17 protein-coding genes are annotated in these 15347 nt (G+C 71.7%); 13 read left to right on the plus strand and 4 right to left on the minus strand.

Translation table 11 applies throughout. From position 1 onward, the window contains the following. The first annotated feature begins 47 nt into the window (after positions 1–47). Genes hrcA through era form a run of 8 tightly spaced genes read left to right on the plus strand, consistent with a single transcriptional unit; the run spans position 48 to position 6664 of the window. Complete coding sequence (hrcA, locus tag H1W00_RS08405) at positions 48–1064, plus strand: heat-inducible transcriptional repressor HrcA (RefSeq protein WP_181755293.1); 1017 nt, start codon at positions 48–50, stop codon at positions 1062–1064. A gap of 37 nt (positions 1065–1101) precedes the next feature. Continuing rightward, positions 1102–2250 carry a molecular chaperone DnaJ gene (gene dnaJ / locus H1W00_RS08410; RefSeq protein WP_181755294.1) on the plus strand — a complete coding sequence of 383 codons (1149 nt, stop codon included), beginning with the start codon at positions 1102–1104 and terminating at the stop codon, positions 2248–2250. Positions 2251–2271: 21 nt separating this feature from the next. Then, the gene (locus H1W00_RS08415; RefSeq protein WP_181755295.1) at positions 2272–2616 is read left to right on the plus strand and encodes a histidine triad nucleotide-binding protein; all 345 of its coding nucleotides are present in this window, start codon (positions 2272–2274) and stop codon (positions 2614–2616) included. A 17-nt stretch (positions 2617–2633) separates the two neighbouring features. Continuing rightward, positions 2634–3656 carry a PhoH family protein gene (locus H1W00_RS08420; protein ID WP_181755296.1) on the plus strand — a complete coding sequence of 341 codons (1023 nt, stop codon included), beginning with the start codon at positions 2634–2636 and terminating at the stop codon, positions 3654–3656. After that, positions 3634–4098, plus strand: coding sequence for an rRNA maturation RNase YbeY (gene ybeY / locus H1W00_RS08425; protein WP_181755297.1), 465 nt, complete (start codon positions 3634–3636; stop codon positions 4096–4098). The genes H1W00_RS08420 and ybeY overlap by 23 nt, the downstream gene beginning before the upstream one ends. 7 nt (positions 4099–4105) lie before the next feature. Next, complete coding sequence (locus H1W00_RS08430; protein ID WP_181755298.1) at positions 4106–5386, plus strand: hemolysin family protein; 1281 nt, start codon at positions 4106–4108, stop codon at positions 5384–5386. Between the two features lie 22 nt (positions 5387–5408). Further along, the gene (locus H1W00_RS08435; protein WP_078698607.1) at positions 5409–5741 is read left to right on the plus strand and encodes a cytidine/deoxycytidylate deaminase family protein; all 333 of its coding nucleotides are present in this window, start codon (positions 5409–5411) and stop codon (positions 5739–5741) included. Continuing rightward, positions 5738–6664 (plus strand): GTPase Era, encoded by a 927-nt coding sequence (gene era, locus H1W00_RS08440; RefSeq protein WP_181755299.1) that lies wholly within the window; start codon positions 5738–5740, stop codon positions 6662–6664. Before H1W00_RS08435 ends, era begins: the two co-directional genes overlap by 4 nt. Here the strand turns inward: era and H1W00_RS08445 are convergent. From H1W00_RS08445 to H1W00_RS08455, 3 genes are all read right to left on the minus strand, one after another. Next, the gene (locus tag H1W00_RS08445; protein ID WP_181755300.1) at positions 6661–7818 is read right to left on the minus strand and encodes an HNH endonuclease signature motif containing protein; all 1158 of its coding nucleotides are present in this window, start codon (positions 7816–7818) and stop codon (positions 6661–6663) included. The two genes, era and H1W00_RS08445, sit on opposite strands and share 4 nt — an antisense overlap. Positions 7819–7901: 83 nt before the next feature. After that, entirely contained in the window at positions 7902–8045 is a 144-nt protein-coding gene (locus H1W00_RS08450; RefSeq protein ID WP_181755301.1) for a hypothetical protein, read from the minus strand. Continuing rightward, a complete protein-coding gene (locus H1W00_RS08455) occupies positions 8042–8917 on the minus strand; it encodes a LysR family transcriptional regulator ArgP (RefSeq protein WP_181755302.1) in 876 nt (291 codons plus the stop codon). Before H1W00_RS08455 ends, H1W00_RS08450 begins: the two co-directional genes overlap by 4 nt. Positions 8918–8956: 39 nt before the next feature. Here H1W00_RS08455 and H1W00_RS08460 point away from each other — a divergent pair, with 39 nt between their 5' ends. Together H1W00_RS08460 and H1W00_RS08465 are read left to right on the plus strand one after the other, a co-directional pair. Beyond that, the gene (locus H1W00_RS08460; RefSeq protein ID WP_338072858.1) at positions 8957–9556 is read left to right on the plus strand and encodes a LysE/ArgO family amino acid transporter; all 600 of its coding nucleotides are present in this window, start codon (positions 8957–8959) and stop codon (positions 9554–9556) included. A gap of 29 nt (positions 9557–9585) precedes the next feature. Next, positions 9586–10599 (plus strand): PHP domain-containing protein, encoded by a 1014-nt coding sequence (locus tag H1W00_RS08465; RefSeq protein ID WP_181755303.1) that lies wholly within the window; start codon positions 9586–9588, stop codon positions 10597–10599. A 52-nt stretch (positions 10600–10651) separates the two neighbouring features. On the opposite strand, the gene H1W00_RS08470 is transcribed toward H1W00_RS08465, so the two are convergent. Further along, the gene (locus tag H1W00_RS08470) at positions 10652–11098 is read right to left on the minus strand and encodes a flavodoxin family protein (protein ID WP_181755304.1); all 447 of its coding nucleotides are present in this window, start codon (positions 11096–11098) and stop codon (positions 10652–10654) included. Between the two features lie 69 nt (positions 11099–11167). On the opposite strand from H1W00_RS08470, the gene H1W00_RS08475 reads away from it, so the two are divergent. Genes H1W00_RS08475 through H1W00_RS08485 form a run of 3 tightly spaced genes read left to right on the plus strand, consistent with a single transcriptional unit; the run spans position 11168 to position 15347 of the window. Next, positions 11168–12082: an AAA family ATPase gene (locus tag H1W00_RS08475; RefSeq protein ID WP_181755305.1), complete on the plus strand. Its 915-nt coding sequence runs from the start codon at positions 11168–11170 to the stop codon at positions 12080–12082. A 2-nt stretch (positions 12083–12084) separates the two neighbouring features. Continuing rightward, entirely contained in the window at positions 12085–13224 is a 1140-nt protein-coding gene (locus tag H1W00_RS08480; RefSeq protein ID WP_181755306.1) for a DUF58 domain-containing protein, read from the plus strand. Further along, positions 13221–15347, plus strand: coding sequence for a transglutaminase TgpA family protein (locus H1W00_RS08485; RefSeq protein WP_181755307.1), 2127 nt, complete (start codon positions 13221–13223; stop codon positions 15345–15347). The genes H1W00_RS08480 and H1W00_RS08485 overlap by 4 nt, the downstream gene beginning before the upstream one ends.

A 15347-nucleotide genomic window follows, 5' to 3' on the forward strand; every position in this document is an offset into this window, starting at 1 on the left:
ACTGGCACTGGTCAGGTTCGAGTGCCAGCAGCGTGGGAGGTGACAGCGTGATCGAGGACCGTCGGCTCAACGTCCTGCGAGCGATCGTCGAGGACTACGTCGCCACGCAGGAGCCCGTCGGCTCCAAGGCGCTCGTCGAGCGTCACCGCCTCGGCGTCTCGTCGGCCACGATCCGCAACGACATGGCGGCCCTCGAGGACGAGGGCTACCTCACGGCGCCGCACACCAGCGCCGGCCGGATCCCCACCGACAAGGGCTACCGGATGTTCGTCGACCGGCTGGCCGAGGTCAAGGCGCTCTCGGTCGCCGAGCGCCGCGCCATCGAGACGTTCCTCTCGGGCGCCATCGACGTCGACGACATCGTCATGCGCAGCGTGAAGATCCTCGCGCAGCTGACGAACCAGGTCGCGATCGTCCAGTACCCGTCGCTCACGCGCTCCACCGTCCGTCACGTGGAGCTCGTCGCGCTCGAGGGCTCGCGCGTGCTGATCGTCGTGATCACCAGCAGCGGCCGCGTCGAGCAGCGCATCGTCGAGCTCGCGCAGACCCCCGGCGAGGGCCTGCTGAGCGACCTCAAGTCGCGCATCGTCCGCGCCACGCTGGGCGAGCGGCTGCCCGAGGCCTCGCTGCGGCTGGCCGAGCTGATCGACACGTTCGCCACCGACGACCGCCCGGTCGTCACCTCGATCGTCACGACCCTGGCGAACACGTTCTCCAACGAGCGCTCCGACGAGCGGGTGGCCGTCGGCGGCACGGCGAACCTCGCGCGCTTCGGCGCTGACTTCGACACCGCGATCCGTCCCGTGCTGGAGGCGATGGAGGAGCAGGTCGTGCTGCTGCACCTGCTCGGTGAGGCCACGGTCGGACCGCACGTGCGGATCGGGCGCGAGACGGGCCGCGACGACCTGTCGGGCACGGCCGTCGTGTCCAGCAACTACGGACCCGACGGCGAGAGCTTCGCCCAACTGGGCACCATGGGACCGACGCGCATGGACTACCCCGCCACGATGGCCGCCGTCGGCGCCGTCGCCCGCTACGTCGGGCGGATCCTCGCCGACGGCTGAGCGATCCACCCCAGGAATTGCGAGAGAGAAAGAGACCTTGGACTACTACGAACTGCTGGGCGTGTCCCGCGAGGCGACCCCGGAGGAGCTGAAGAAGGCGTACCGCCGGCTGGCCCGCCAGTTGCACCCGGACGTCAACGACGCCCCCGACGCGTCCGAGCGCTTCAAGGAGGTCACCACCGCCTACGAGGTGCTGTCCGACCCGCAGAAGCGCGCCGTCTACGACCGCGGCGGCGACCCGCTGTCCGGCGGTGGCGGCATGGGCGGCGGCTTCGGCCAGGGCTTCAGCTTCGACGACATCATGGACGCGTTCTTCGGTCAGACGTCCTCGCGCGGTCCGCGCCCGCGCGTGCAGCGCGGCCAGGATGCGCTGCTGCGCCTGTCGATCTCCCTCGCGGAGGCCGCGTTCGGCGTCAGCCGCGAGATCAAGGTCGACACCGCGGTGACGTGTGAGGTCTGCGACGGCACCGGCGCGAACGAGGGCTCCGAGCCGGTCACGTGCGGCACCTGCCACGGCCACGGCAACGTCCACCACGTCCAGCGCTCGCTGCTCGGTGACATCCGCACCTCGCGTCCGTGCCCCACGTGCCACGGCTACGGCACGGTCATCCCCGACCCCTGCCGCGAGTGCAACGGCGAGGGCCGCGTCCGCTCGCGCCGCAGCCTGCAGGTCAACGTGCCCGCCGGTGTCGACGACGGGAACCGGATCCAGCTCGCCGGTGAGGGCGAGGTCGGCGCGGGCGGTGGCCCGGCCGGCGACCTCTACATCGAGGTCAAGGTGGCCCGCCACCCCGTCTTCACGCGCCAGGGCGACGCCCTCGCGTGCCAGATCACGGTGCCGATGACCGCTGCCGCGCTGGGCACCCGCATCGACCTGCCCACCCTCGACGCGGAGCGCGACGAGGTCGACGACGCCGAGCGCTCCGTGCCGATCGAGGTGCCGCCGGGCACCCAGTCGGGCGAGACCGTGGTGGCCCGTGGCTTCGGCGTCCCGCGCCTGCGCGGCTCGGGCCGCGGCGACCTCACCGTGCACGTCGTGGTGGAGACCCCGCGCGAGCTCGACGCCGAGCAGCGCGAGCTGCTCGAGAGGCTCGCCGCCGCGCGCGGCGAGGAGCACGTCGACCCGGTCGTGGGCCACAACTCGCGCTCCGGCGTCTTCGGCCGCATCCGCGACGCCTTCAAGTGAGCCGGTCGCTAGAGTCGGCGCATGGCTGCTGACTGCATCTTCTGCAAGATCGTCGCGGGCGAGATCCCGGCCGACGTCGTCGCCGAGTCCGAGCACACGATCGCGTTCCGGGACATCAACCCGAAGGCGCCGGTGCACGTGCTCGTCGTGCCCAAGGTGCACGAGCGCGACGCGGCCTCCCTCGCGTCGGCGGAGCCGGCCGTCGCGGCCGAGCTGCTGGCCCAGACGCGTGTGGTGGCCTCGCAGGAGGGGTACGAGGACTACAACCTGGTGTTCAACACCGGGGAGAATGCGGGACAGACCGTCTTCCACGCACACGTGCACGTGCTGGCCGGCGTCGACGTCTCGAAGCTGTTCCTGGCCTGACGCTACGCTGGAGGGGTATGACTGACGACACTGCACAGCCACGACACACGGTGACGATTCCCGCGTCCGTGCCCCTGGTCTCCCTGTTCGGGCCCGCCGACGAGTTCCTGCGCCTCATGGAGTCCGCCTTCGAGGCGAAGATCCATGCGCGCGGGAACGAGGTCACGATCACGGGCGAGCCCTCCGAGGCCGCCCTGGTCGAGCGACTCCTCGACGAGCTCGTGACGATCCTGCGCACGGGTCAGGCGCTCAGCGCCGAGACCGTGGAGCGCAGCATCGGCATGCTCCGCACCGAGACGCAGGAGCGCCCGGCCGACGTGCTGAGCCTCAACATCCTGTCCAGCCGCGGGCGCACGATCCGGCCCAAGACGCTCAACCAGAAGAAGTACGTCGACGCGATCGACGAGCACACGATCGTGTTCGGCATCGGTCCCGCCGGCACGGGCAAGACCTACCTCGCGATGGCCAAGGCCGTCCAGGCCCTCCAGGCCAAGGAGGTCACGCGGATCATCCTGACCCGCCCCGCCGTCGAGGCCGGCGAGCGGCTCGGCTACCTGCCGGGCACCCTCAGCGAGAAGATCGACCCGTACCTGCGCCCGCTGTACGACGCGCTGCACGACATGCTCGACCCCGAGTCGATCCCGAAGCTGCTGACGTCGGGCGTCATCGAGGTGGCGCCGCTGGCGTACATGCGCGGCCGCACGCTCAACGACGCGTTCATCATCCTCGACGAGGCGCAGAACACCACCGCCGAGCAGATGAAGATGTTCCTCACCCGTCTCGGCTTCGGCTCGAAGATGGTGGTCACGGGCGACGTCACCCAGGTCGACCTGCCCGGCGGCGCCACCAGCGGCCTGCGGGTCGTGCAGCAGATCCTCGACGAGGTCCGCGACGTGCACTTCAGCCGCCTGACCAGCCACGACGTCGTCCGCCACAAGCTGGTGGGCCGCATCGTGGCTGCGTACGACGACTACGAGGCGAACGGGCGCGCTCGCTCCGAGGTCGCCGGGGGAGCGCATGACCGTCGACGTCCTCAATGAGTCCGGGGTCGACGTCGACGTCGCCTCGCTCACCTCGCTGTGCCGCTTCGTGATGCGGCGGATGCGGCTGCACCCCCAGACCGAGATGACGCTGCGGCTCGTCGACGTCGACACCATCTCCGTCCTGAACCGCGAGTGGATGGGCAAGCAGGGACCCACCGACGTGCTGTCGTTCCCGATGGACGAGCTGACTCCGGGCCGCGAGGACGAGGAGCTCGACGCGGGCTACCTCGGCGACATCGCCCTGTGCCCGCAGGTCGCCGAGCAGCAGGCTCCCGCCGCCGGCCACGAGCGCGACGACGAGATGGCGCTGCTCACCGTCCACGGCATCCTGCACCTGCTGGGCTACGACCACGCCGAGCCCGAGGAGCACGCCGAGATGTTCGGCATCCAGGGCCGGCTGCTGCTCGAGTGGGCCGACCCGGCCCTGCGGGAGCAGTGATTCCCGCATGAGTGGCCCAGCCATACTCCTGGCGGTCTTCCTGGTCGTGCTGGCGGGTGTGCTCGTCGCCGTGGAAGCCGCCATCTCCACCTTCTCCAAGGCGCGCGCCGACGAGCTGACCGAGGCCGGCGTCGGCGGCGCCAAGCGGCTCGTGAGGATCCTCGAGGACCCCGCGCCGTACCTGAACTCCGTCCTGCTGCTGCGCATCGTCGCCGAGACCACCGGCATCGTGCTGGTCGCGGCGATCGTGGCCGACGAGGTCGCCGGCTACTGGCAGAACGTGCTCATCGCGGCCGGTGTCATGTCGGTCGTGTCGTTCGTCGTGATCGGCGTCGGTCCGCGCACCCTGGGTCGCCAGCACTCCGAGAGCATCGCCGTCGCGTCCGCCGCGCCCGTGATCTGGCTGACCGTGCTCCTCGGCCCCGTGCCGCGCCTGCTGATCTTCCTGGGCAACGCCCTGACCCCCGGCCGCGGCTTCGCCGAGGGACCGTTCGCGTCCGAGGTCGAGGTGCGCGAGCTGGTCGACCTCGCCGCCGCCAGCTCGGTCATCGAGTCAGACGAGTCGAAGATGATCCAGTCGGTGTTCGAGCTCGGCGACACGATCGTGCGCGAGGTCATGGTGCCGCGCCCCGACCTGGTCTACATCGAGCGGCACAAGACCCTGCGCCAGGCGATGTCGCTGGGCCTGCGCAGCGGCTACTCCCGCATCCCGGTCATCGGCGAGAACCTGGACGACGTCATCGGCATGGCGTACCTCAAGGACATCACCAAGCGTGTCTTCGACAACCACGCGGCCGAGACCACCGAGAAGGTCGAGTCGATCTGCCGCCCCTGCGTCTACGTGCCCGACACGAAGCACGCCGACGACCTGCTGCGCGAGATGCAGGCGCAGCGCACGCACGTGGCGATCGTCATCGACGAGTTCGGCGGCACCGCCGGCATGGTGACGATCGAGGACATCCTCGAGGAGATCGTCGGCGAGATCACCGACGAGTACGACGACGAGCCCGACGAGCGCGAGCAGCTCTCCGACGGCGCCTGGCGGGTCAGCGCACGCTTCGACGTCGACGACCTCGAGGAGCTCTTCGGCATCCCCGTGGAGGACGAGGACGTCGACTCCGTGGGCGGCCTCATGGCCAAGCACCTGGGCACCGTGCCCATCCCGGGCTCCGTCGTCGAGGTCGACGGCCTGCGCCTCGAGGCCCAGGCCCCGCAGGGCCGCCGCAACCGCATCGGCCGCGTCGTCGTCTCGCGGGTCGAGCCGCTGGACGTCACGGCCGACGCCTGAGCCCGGCCGGTACATTCGTCGCATGGACCTGACCCCCGAGGACGCCAAGCTCGTGACGCTCGCCCGGACCTCTCGTGCCCGTCTCGGCGTGGCGCAGGGAGCTGCCGTGCGCGACCTCGACGGGCGCACGTACACGTCGGCCACGGTCCACCTCGACACGCTGCGCGTCTCGGCCCTCGACCTCGCCGTCGCGATGGCGGTCTCGTCCGGGGCCAAGGGCCTCGAGGCGGCCGCGCTGGTCACCGAGGGCGACGTCCCGGTCGGCCTCGACTCGGTGATCGAGTTCGGTGGCGCGGGCGTCACCGTGGTGGTCGCCGACCCGGCCGGTGCCGTCGACACGGTGCTGTCCACATGAGCGCCCCCGAGGGATTCCGCTCGGGCTTCGCCTGCTTCGTCGGCCGTCCCAACGCCGGCAAGTCCACGCTGACCAACGCGCTCGTGGGCGGCAAGGTGGCGATCACCTCCTCGCGCCCCCAGACCACCCGCCACGTCATTCGCGGCCTCGTCCACCGCGACGACGCCCAGCTCGTCCTCGTCGACACACCGGGCCTGCACAAGCCGCGCACGCTGCTGGGTCAGCGCCTCAACGACCTGGTCCGCACCACGTGGGCCGAGGTCGACACGGTGGGCATGTGCCTGCCGGCGAACGAGAAGATCGGCCCGGGCGACCGGTACCTCATCAAGGAGATCGCCGCCCGGCGGCGCAAGCCGGTCTTCGCGATCGCGACCAAGCCCGACCTCGTGCCCCCGGCCCGCCTCGCCGAGCACCTCATGGACATCGCCGCCGCCGGCGAGGAGGCCGGGCTGACGTGGCGCGAGGTCGTGCCCGTCTCGGCCGTGGCGGGCGAGCAGGTCGACCTGCTGGCCTCGCTGCTCATCGACACTCTGCCGCCCGGACCGCCGCTGTACCCCGAGGGTCAGCTCACCGACGAGCCCGAGGAGACGCTGATCGCGGAGATCATCCGCGAGGCCGCGCTCGAGGGCGTGCACGACGAGCTGCCGCACTCGCTGGCCGTGGTGGTCGAGGAGGTCGTGCCCCGCGAGGACCGGCCCGCCGAGAAGCCGCTGCTCGACGTGCGCGCCAACGTCTACGTGGAGCGCGACAGCCAGAAGGGCATCATCATCGGCAAGAAGGGCTCGCGGCTCAAGCAGATCGGCATCGACTCGCGCGGCCAGATCGAGCGCCTGCTGGGCACGCCGGTGCACCTGGACCTTCACGTGAAGGTCGCCAAGGACTGGCAGCGCGACCCGCGCCAGCTGCGCAAGCTCGGCTTCTAGGCCACGCGGTAGCGCTCGACGTGCTCCATCGCCCGGTCGAGGTGCCGGTCGTCGAGGTGTCCGTGGGACTTCATGTTGTGGTGCCGTCGGCACAGGCAGCGCAGGTTGTCCGCCGACGTGGTGCCGCCGCGGTCGTACGCGAGCTCGTGGTCGAGGTCGGTGCTGCGCGCCGGGGTCCGGCAGCCGGCCACCCGGCAGGTGCCGTCGCGCCACCGCAACGCCTCCCTCAATGACTGCGGTGGCCGGTACGCCAGGACCGCCGTGTCCATCACCCGTCCGACCGGATCGAGGACGAGACGCCGGAACTCCGTGTGCTCGGACTGGGCGAGCTCGCGGACCCACTCGCTGCTCACCGGCTCGCCGTCCAGCGTGAGGCCAGGTCCGTCGGTGAGCCCGATGAGGTCGGTGGCGGCGATGCTGATCGCGATCTCGGCGTGGATCTCGGTCTCGGTGCCGGTGCAGGAGGTGAGCCAGTGCGCGAGCAGGTCGGCCTGCTTCTGGTCGCGCGTGCGACGGTCGCGCTCGCCCGTCTCGCCGTCGATGGCCGGGAGGGCCCGCGCGGCGCGCGTCAGACGGTCGGCGACCGCCACGGCGACTCCGGTGGGCAGGAGCGCGTTCAGCCATGACGTGCCGTCGTCGAGATGGACGACGTTGACGCGGCGCTCCTCGGTGGCGCGAGCGGCCTCGGTCTCCACCTGCTCGGGCTCGAGCCGCGCACGGAGGCGCCGGAGCCACGACCGCAGCTCGCCGAGCGTGTGGGACTCTGCGTACTCGACGGCCGCGTGGTCGACCGCCGCGACGGCCTCGGGCGTGCGGAGCTTCTCGACGAGGGCGGCGATCGTGCCGGCCTTCGCAGCATCGATGCGTCCGACGCGGAACGTGGCCCAGACGCGCGGCGTGCGATCGCGGAGGGTGCGCGCCTCGTGGAGGATGCCCCACGTGCGCTGCTCCGAGATGGCAAGCTGCTGCGCCATGTCGAGCACCACTGCGCTGCGGCCGTGCTGCTTGGACACCGGTGCCTGATCGGCGGCGTCCACCAGCTTCGTCGCCCGCTCGAAGTGGTTCAGGACGAGATTCCACGTGGCGTACTCGGCTCGTGCCTGCTCGCGACGAACGTCAGCGAACGCCTCGTCGTCGGTCCGGGCCCTGAACATGACGAAAGTGTAGTACGTGCGTTCGAACTACGGCTGAATCAGACTGATATTCCCGCATGGCGAGACGCGGTCCTCCAGAGGCGTCACGCCACGCGGAAGGTCGCGCGGTAGGCGGTCGGCGAGACCCCGACGGCGCGCTGGAAGTGGCGCCGAAGCGTGGCGGCCGAGCCCGACGCCACGGACTTCCTCGCTGCACTGGCCGAGGCCGCCGCCGACTTCGCCGTCACCGAGGAGCGTGTGTCTGCAGCGTCCCACTGAGCCGGTCGAGCAGCGGGGAGTCCAGCTTCCAGCGCTGCCAGTAGAGCGCCACCCGGGTCACCGAGCGGCCGAGCCGGACGAGCCGGGCGTCGTCGAGGGCGGCTCGGGCCTGCGTCTCGGGCAGCAGGCCCCAGCCGAGCCCGGCCTCGACGGCTGCGCGGAAGTCGTCGGACGAGGGGACCTCGTGGACGACCGCCGGATCGGTGTCGGTGTGCCGGCGCAGCTGCTCGTGCTGGAGGCGGTCCTTGGCGTTGAACACCACCATCGGCATGGCCGACCAGTCGGGACGTCCGCCGGGCCCGAGCAGGCGCGGATGAGCGACCGGGAGGTAGCGCATCGCGCCGAGCGGGGTGACCGAGCAGCCCTGGACCGGGGACGGGTCGCTGGTCACCGCGGCCACCACCTCGCCGCGGCGCAGGAGGTCGTGGCTGTGGCCCTCGTCCTCCACGCGCAGGCGCAGAGCGACCCCCTCCCACGTGGCCACCTCCGCGAGCACGGGCCGGAACCACGTGGCGAGCGAGTCGGCATTGACGGCCAGCGCGAGGTCGGTGGGGCCCTCGTGCCACGCCTCGGCGAAGACCAGTTCGAGCTGGCGGCCGAGGCGGACGAGGTCCGCTCCGGCATCCGTGGGCACACAGGGCGTGCCGCGGCCCACGAGCACGCGTCCGACCGAGCTCTCGAGGGCACGGATCCGCTGGCTGACCGCGCTCGGCGTCACGTGGAGCCGCGCGGCGGCGGCCTCGAACGAGCCGGTGTCGGCGATCGCGACCAGGGCGGCGAGCTGGGCGGGGGAGAGGTCCACCGCGCCAGTTAAGCATTCCTTCACGTCGTGCAGAAACATTCGTTGGACTTCATCGAGCGGCGAACCTACGGTCGAAGGGTGGTGAACCCCTTCCTGACCGGCATGGTGACCGGCCTCTCCCTCATCGTCGTGATCGGCGCGCAGAACGCCTTCGTCCTCCGGCAGGGGATCCGACGCGCCCACGTGGCGATCGTGGTCGCGATCTGCGCGGTCTCGGACCTCGTGCTGATCCTGGCGGGAGTCGCCGGCATCGGCGCGATCGTCGACCGTGCCGGCTGGGTGATCGACGTCGTCACGTGGCTCGGCGTCGCCTTCCTGGTCTGGTACGGCATCGGCTCGATCCGCCGCGCGTTCCGGCCGGAGCAGCTTGAGGCCACCGGACGGGCGGCCGGCACGGTCCGCACCATCGCGCTTCAGGCGCTGGCGCTCACCTGGCTCAACCCGCACGTCTACCTCGACACCGTGGTGCTGCTCGGCTCGATCGCGCAGACCCACGGTCCCGTGGGTCGCTGGTGGTTCGGGGCGGGTGCCTCGGTGGGCAGCGTCGCGTGGTTCTCCGCGCTGGGCTTCGGGGCCACGCGCCTGGCGCCGTTGCTGGCCCGGCCGCGCGCGTGGCAGGTGCTCGACCTGCTGATCGGCCTGGTCATGTTCGTCATCGCCGCCTCCCTGGTCTGGTGACCCGCGCCCATCTCTTGCACGATGGGGGAGTGGACCCCGTCGAGGCGCTGCGCGAGACCGCGTTCTGGTTGGAGCGCGAGCGCGCGTCCAGCTACCGGGTCGAGGCGTTCAGGAAGGCCGCCGCAGCACTGGCCGACCTGACCGCCGAGGACGTCGCCGAGCGCGCTGGCGCCGGCGCGCTCGCCCGGATGAAGGGCCTCGGCCCGCGCACCATCACGGTCGTGGAGCAGTCTCTCGCAGGCGAGGTCCCCACGTACCTGGCCGACCTCCGCGAGCGCAACACCGAGCCGCTCGCCGAGGGCGGTGCCGAGCTGCGGGCGCTGCTGCGCGGTGACCTGCACAGCCACACCGACTGGTCCGACGGCGGCAGCCCGATCGACGAGATGGCCCGCGCGGCCGCCTGGCGTGGCCGGGAGTACCAGGCGATCACCGACCACTCGCCGCGGCTCACGGTGGCGAACGGGCTGAGCCGCGAGCGGCTGGAGGTGCAGCTCGAGGTCATCGCCGACGTGAACGTGAGCGACCCCGGCGTGACCCTGCTGACCGGCATCGAGGTCGACATCCTCGACGACGGCGCGCTCGACCAGGACGACGACCTCCTCGCACGGCTCGACGTGGTGGTCGCGAGCGTGCACTCGAAGCTGCGGATGGACTCCGGTGCGATGACCCGGCGGATGGTGGCGGCCGTGTCGAACCCCCACACCGACGTCCTGGGGCACTGCACGGGTCGTCTCGTCGAGGGCTCCCGCGGCACGCGCAAGCAGTCGCAGTTCGACGCCGAGCAGGTCTTCCGCGCGTGCGCCGACCACGGCGTCGCCGTCGAGATCAACTCGCGCACCGAGCGGCAGGACCCGCCCGACGAGCTCATCGACCTGGCCAACGAGCTCGGCTGCCTGTTCTCGATCGACACCGACGCGCATGCGCCGGGTCAGCTGGACTTCCTCGACCACGGCGCCGAGCGCGCGGCGGCGCGTGGACTTGATCCCGACCGCATCGTCACGACCTGGCCGCTGGAGCGGCTGCGCGACTGGCTGAGCCGCTGAGACCGGTGGTTTCGATATGCGGCTCGTTCCTCGCCTGCTACTCAACCACCGGTCACATGAGCAGCGCCGCGAGCGTGCCGCCGAGCTCGGTGGCCTCCTCCAGGTGCGGCTCGATGTCGCCGGTGAAGACCAGGGGCGGCGCCGCGAGTGACCACTGCAGGCCCGTCGTGATCGACTCCATGGCGCGCTCGGCGCCGATCGTGTCGTAGCCGCCACGGATCCAGTACGAGAAGGGCCGCTTCGCGGTGGGCTCACGCACGTCGTTGTAGACGGTGTCGAAGAAGTGCTTGAGCGCGCCCGAGATGTAGCCCAGGTTGGCCGAGGTGCCGAGGACGAAGCCGTCCGCGGAGAGCACGTCCTCGACGGTGGCGTCCAGGGCCGCCCGCACGACGACCTCGACTCCCTCGATCGCGTCATCGCGCGCGCCGGCGAGCACGGCGTCGCCGAGCTCGGCCAGGCGAGGGGTGGGGCAGTGCTGGACGACAAGGAGGCGGGGCATGGCGTCACGGTATCGCCGGGTCGTTCCGTTCGCGTGTCCGATATTGCTCGGTATGCCTAGGATCGGGCCATGGACTTCGCCGCGGCTGCTCAGTCCGTGCTCGACAACGTCGCCAAGGTGATCGACGGCAAGGAGCACGCGATCGAGACCGCCCTCGTGGTGATGCTCGCGGAGGGTCACCTGCTGATCGAGGACGTCCCCGGCGTCGGCAAGACGGCGCTCGCCCGGGCGCTGGCGCGATCGGTCGACGGGTCGGTGCGCCGCATCCAGTTCACGCCCGACCTGCTGCCGTCCGACGTCACCGGCGTCTCGGTGTTCAACCAGGCCAGGTCGGAGTTCGAGTTCAAGCCCGGCGCGGTGTTCGCGAACATCGTGCTCGGCGACGAGATCAACCGCGCCTCGCCGAAGACGCAGTCCGCGCTGCTCGAGGCGATGGAGGAGCGGCAGGTCTCGGTCGACGGCACCACCTACCCGCTGCCCGCGCCGTTCATGGTCGTGGCCACCCAGAACCCCTTCGAGATGGAGGGGACGTACATCCTCCCGGAGGCCCAGCGCGACCGGTTCATGGCGCGCATCTCGCTGGGCTACCCCGACGTCGAGGCCGAGCTGGCGATGCTGCGCGACCGTGACGTCAGAGATCCTGCCGCGCTGCTCGAGCCGGTGATCCTCGTCGACGACCTCCAGCAGATGGTCACCCACGCACGAAGCATCCACGTGGCCGAGTCCGTCGAGCGCTACGTCGTCGCCCTCGCCCGCGCCACGCGCGAGTCCGGCGACCTGCGGCTCGGTGCGAGCCCGCGCGCCACGCTCCAGCTCGTCCGTGCGGCCAAGGCCCTCGCCGCGGTCCGCGACCGCGAGTTCGTCCTGCCCGACGACGTCGTCGAGCTCGCCCCGGTGGTGCTCAGCCACCGCCTCGTCCCCCTCCGCGGCGGTGGGAGCTCGGACGAGATCGTGGCCGACGTCCTGCGCCGGGTCCCGGTCTGACCATGTGGCTCACCGGACGCTCCGTCGCTTTGATCGCGGCCGCGGTGGTGAGCCTCCTGCTGGCCGCCATCGCCGGCATCCCCGCCCTCCTGTACGTCACGGGCCTGTGTGCCGGACTCGTGGCCGTGGCGGTCGTCCTGGCGCTCCTGGCCCGTCCCCGTCTCGACCTCACGCGCACCGTGGTGCCGGCGATCGTCGAGCCCGACGAGGTCGTGGAGGTCGAGATCCGGGTCGGCGTGCGGTCCGGGGTCCCGGTCGTCGCCGGTCACTGGCGCGACCGTCTCCCGAGCACCGTGCTGGGCGAGGCCACGGGCACGGTCCCGGTCACCGACGGCCCGTACGCCACGGTCGGGTACGAGGTGCGGGGCCGCCGTCGGGGCAGCCACGAGCTCGGTCCCTTCTCGGTCATCGTGGGCGACGCGTTCGGCCTCGTGCAGCGCTCGCTGAGCACCAGCGACCGCGACCGCTTCATCGTCCTGCCCCGCCGCAGCCCGCTCGACGTCCGCGTGGGCCCGGCAGGAGCCACCGACGGCGCCACGCGGCTGCACCCCACCTCCGGACTGGGCCAGGACGACGTGATCGCGCGCCCCTACCTGCCCGGCGACGCGCTGAAGCGCTGGCACTGGAAGGCGACCGCGCACCACGGCGAGCCGATGGTCCGGCAGGAGGAGTCCGAGCTGCGCCCCAGCGTGCTCGTCGTCCTCGACGCCGACCCGCGGGTGCACGACCAGGCGGGCTTCGAGTGGAGCATCTCGGCGGCCGCCTCGGTCGTCGCGCACTACGGCACGCGCGGCTTCGACGTCGACCTCGCGACCGGTGCACAGGCCGTGTCGCTGGAGTCCGGGCACGGCCTGCAGGACGCCCTCGTCGTGCTGGCGCTGGCCGAGCCCGACTCGACGCCGCTGGTCATCCCGGCGCGCGAGCGGACCACATTCGTGATGACCGGATCGCTCGACACCACGTCCGCCGCCCGGCTCCTCGACGCCGTGCCGTCGCGCGACACGATCGCGTTCGTCGCCCGCGGGACCACCGAGGGTGGACGCGACGTCCTCGCGGCCGCTGGGTGGCACGTCGTCGCGCGGGACGCCGGCGACGGGCTCGAGCAGGCCTGGCTGGCCGCCACCGGGGTGGCGTCGTCATGAGGCGCGAGCGCATGGAGGAGCTGACCGACACGCTCGTCGTGCTGGCCGCCACGGTGATCCTGCTCGGTGGCTTCGCGCCGCTCTTCGAGGGTGTTCGGTGGGCCGTCGTCGTGCTGTCGCTGCTCGTGCCCGTCGCGGCCGTGACGGCGACGGTCCGGATGTGGGCGCCGACCTGGGCGACCCCCGCCGGCGCACTTGCGGCGGTGGTCGGGCTCGTCTGGACGTTCGCGCCCGGCACCACGATCCTCGGGCTGCCGACCCCGTCGTCGCTCGCCGAGCTCTTCGACCTGCTGGGCGAGGCCCGCACCGTGATCGTGGAGGAGGTCGCGCCCATCGTGCCGCCCGATCCGGTGGTCCTGCTCGTGGCGGTGTCCTACCTGGTGATCTTCGTGCTGGCCGACGCGGTGGCGCGGCAGGTGTGGCGGGTGCCGCTGCTCGGTCTGCTCTGGGCGACGATGCTCGTGGTGCCCAGCGTCATCGCGATGGAGATGCCGCCGTGGTGGATCTTCGCGGGCACCGCGATCGCGTGGCTGTGGCTGTGGTGGTCGGAGTCCCCGCACGTGGGCGCCATCCCCAGCGGTGCCGCCGCGCTCACGGGCGCCGGGGCGCTGGCCGTGGCGCTCGCGGTCCCGGTGATGGGCCCGGACATCGAGCCCACGTCGAGCGACTTCGGGGTGGCCGAGAGCCAGGTGTTCGGCACCGGCATCAACCCGATGATCGAGCTGGGCCGCAACCTGCGCCAGCAGCAGCCGCGGCGGGTGCTGTCGTACTCGACCGAGGGCACGACGGGGGAGTACCTCAAGGTCGCCACGCTGCGGCAGTTCAACGGCCGCACCTGGAGCCCGAGTCCCGTGCAGAGCGACCTCGACGTGGAGGGCGTCGACGACCTCGACGAGGAGATCGAGACGCAGGAGAAGACGACGAGCATCCGCATCGAGAGCCTGCAGTCGAGCTTCCTGCCCGTGCCGTACCCGGCCACGCGGATCCGTGGGCTCGAGGGTGACTGGCAGTGGCTCCGCGACGGCAGCACCGTGCGCGGCCAGAACCGGACGACCACCGAGGACCAGACCTACACCGTCACCAGCCTGGAACGGCTCCCCACCGCCGACCAGATCCGTGACGCGGGCTACGCGGGCCGCTCCCTCGACTCCTACCGCTCGCTGCCGCAGGAGGTGCCCGAGATCGTCACGCGGCTCGCGCGCGAGAAGGCGGGCAACGCCGACAACGACTACGACCGGATGGTCGAGCTGCAGGACTGGCTCCGCACCGAGTTCTCGTACTCCGTGCGGGCGCCCGTGGAGGACGGCTACGACGGCAACGGCCTCGACGTGATGGCGGAGTTCCTGCGGCAGCAGACGGGCTACTGCGTGCACTTCGCCTCGACCCTCGCGGTGATGGGGCGCGTCCTCGACGTGCCCACGCGCGTCGCGGTCGGCTATGCACCCGGTGACAGCCTGCTCGGCCGCACCGTGGACGGCGCCACGTTCGGCGTCGACTCCGACGACCTGCACGCCTGGACCGAGGTCTACTTCCGTGACATCGGCTGGATCGCGTTCGACGCCACCCCCGGCATCGGCGAGCCGACCGAGTTCGCCGAGGAGATCGACACGTCGGGTGGCTCGGGCGAGGACTCCGAGGTGCCCGAGCAGCAGTCGCGCGAGGACCGTGAGCTGAACGCCCAGGACGACGAGACCGCGGCGCAGGCGCAGACGAGCAGCGGCACCCCGTGGCGGCCCGCCCTGCTCGCCATCGCCACGGTCGCGGTGCTCGGCGCGGTGCCCGGCGTCGTGCGCCAGCTCCGTCGCCGGCGTCGCTGGAGTGCCGGTCAGGCGTCGAGCGAGCCGCTGTGGAGCGAGGTCTCCGACACCGCGCGCGACCTCGGCATCGGACTGGATCCCTCCGAGACTCCCCGCGGGTTCGCCGGGCGGCTCGAGACGTACGGCGTCGGCGGCACCGACCTCGTCGACCTGGTGGACCAGGTGGAGCGCGACCGCTACGCCGCGAGCGCGCCCGGGGCGTCGCGTGTGGACGAGGCGCAGCGGGTGGTCGACTCGCTCCGGGCGGCCAGCAGCCGGCGCGCCCGGTGGTGGGCCCGGCTCGCCCCGCGCTCGCTGCTCAGGTGA

It is taken from the genome of Aeromicrobium phoceense (genome assembly GCF_013868155.1).
Taxonomy (GTDB): Bacteria; Actinomycetota; Actinomycetes; order Propionibacteriales; family Nocardioidaceae; genus Aeromicrobium; species Aeromicrobium phoceense.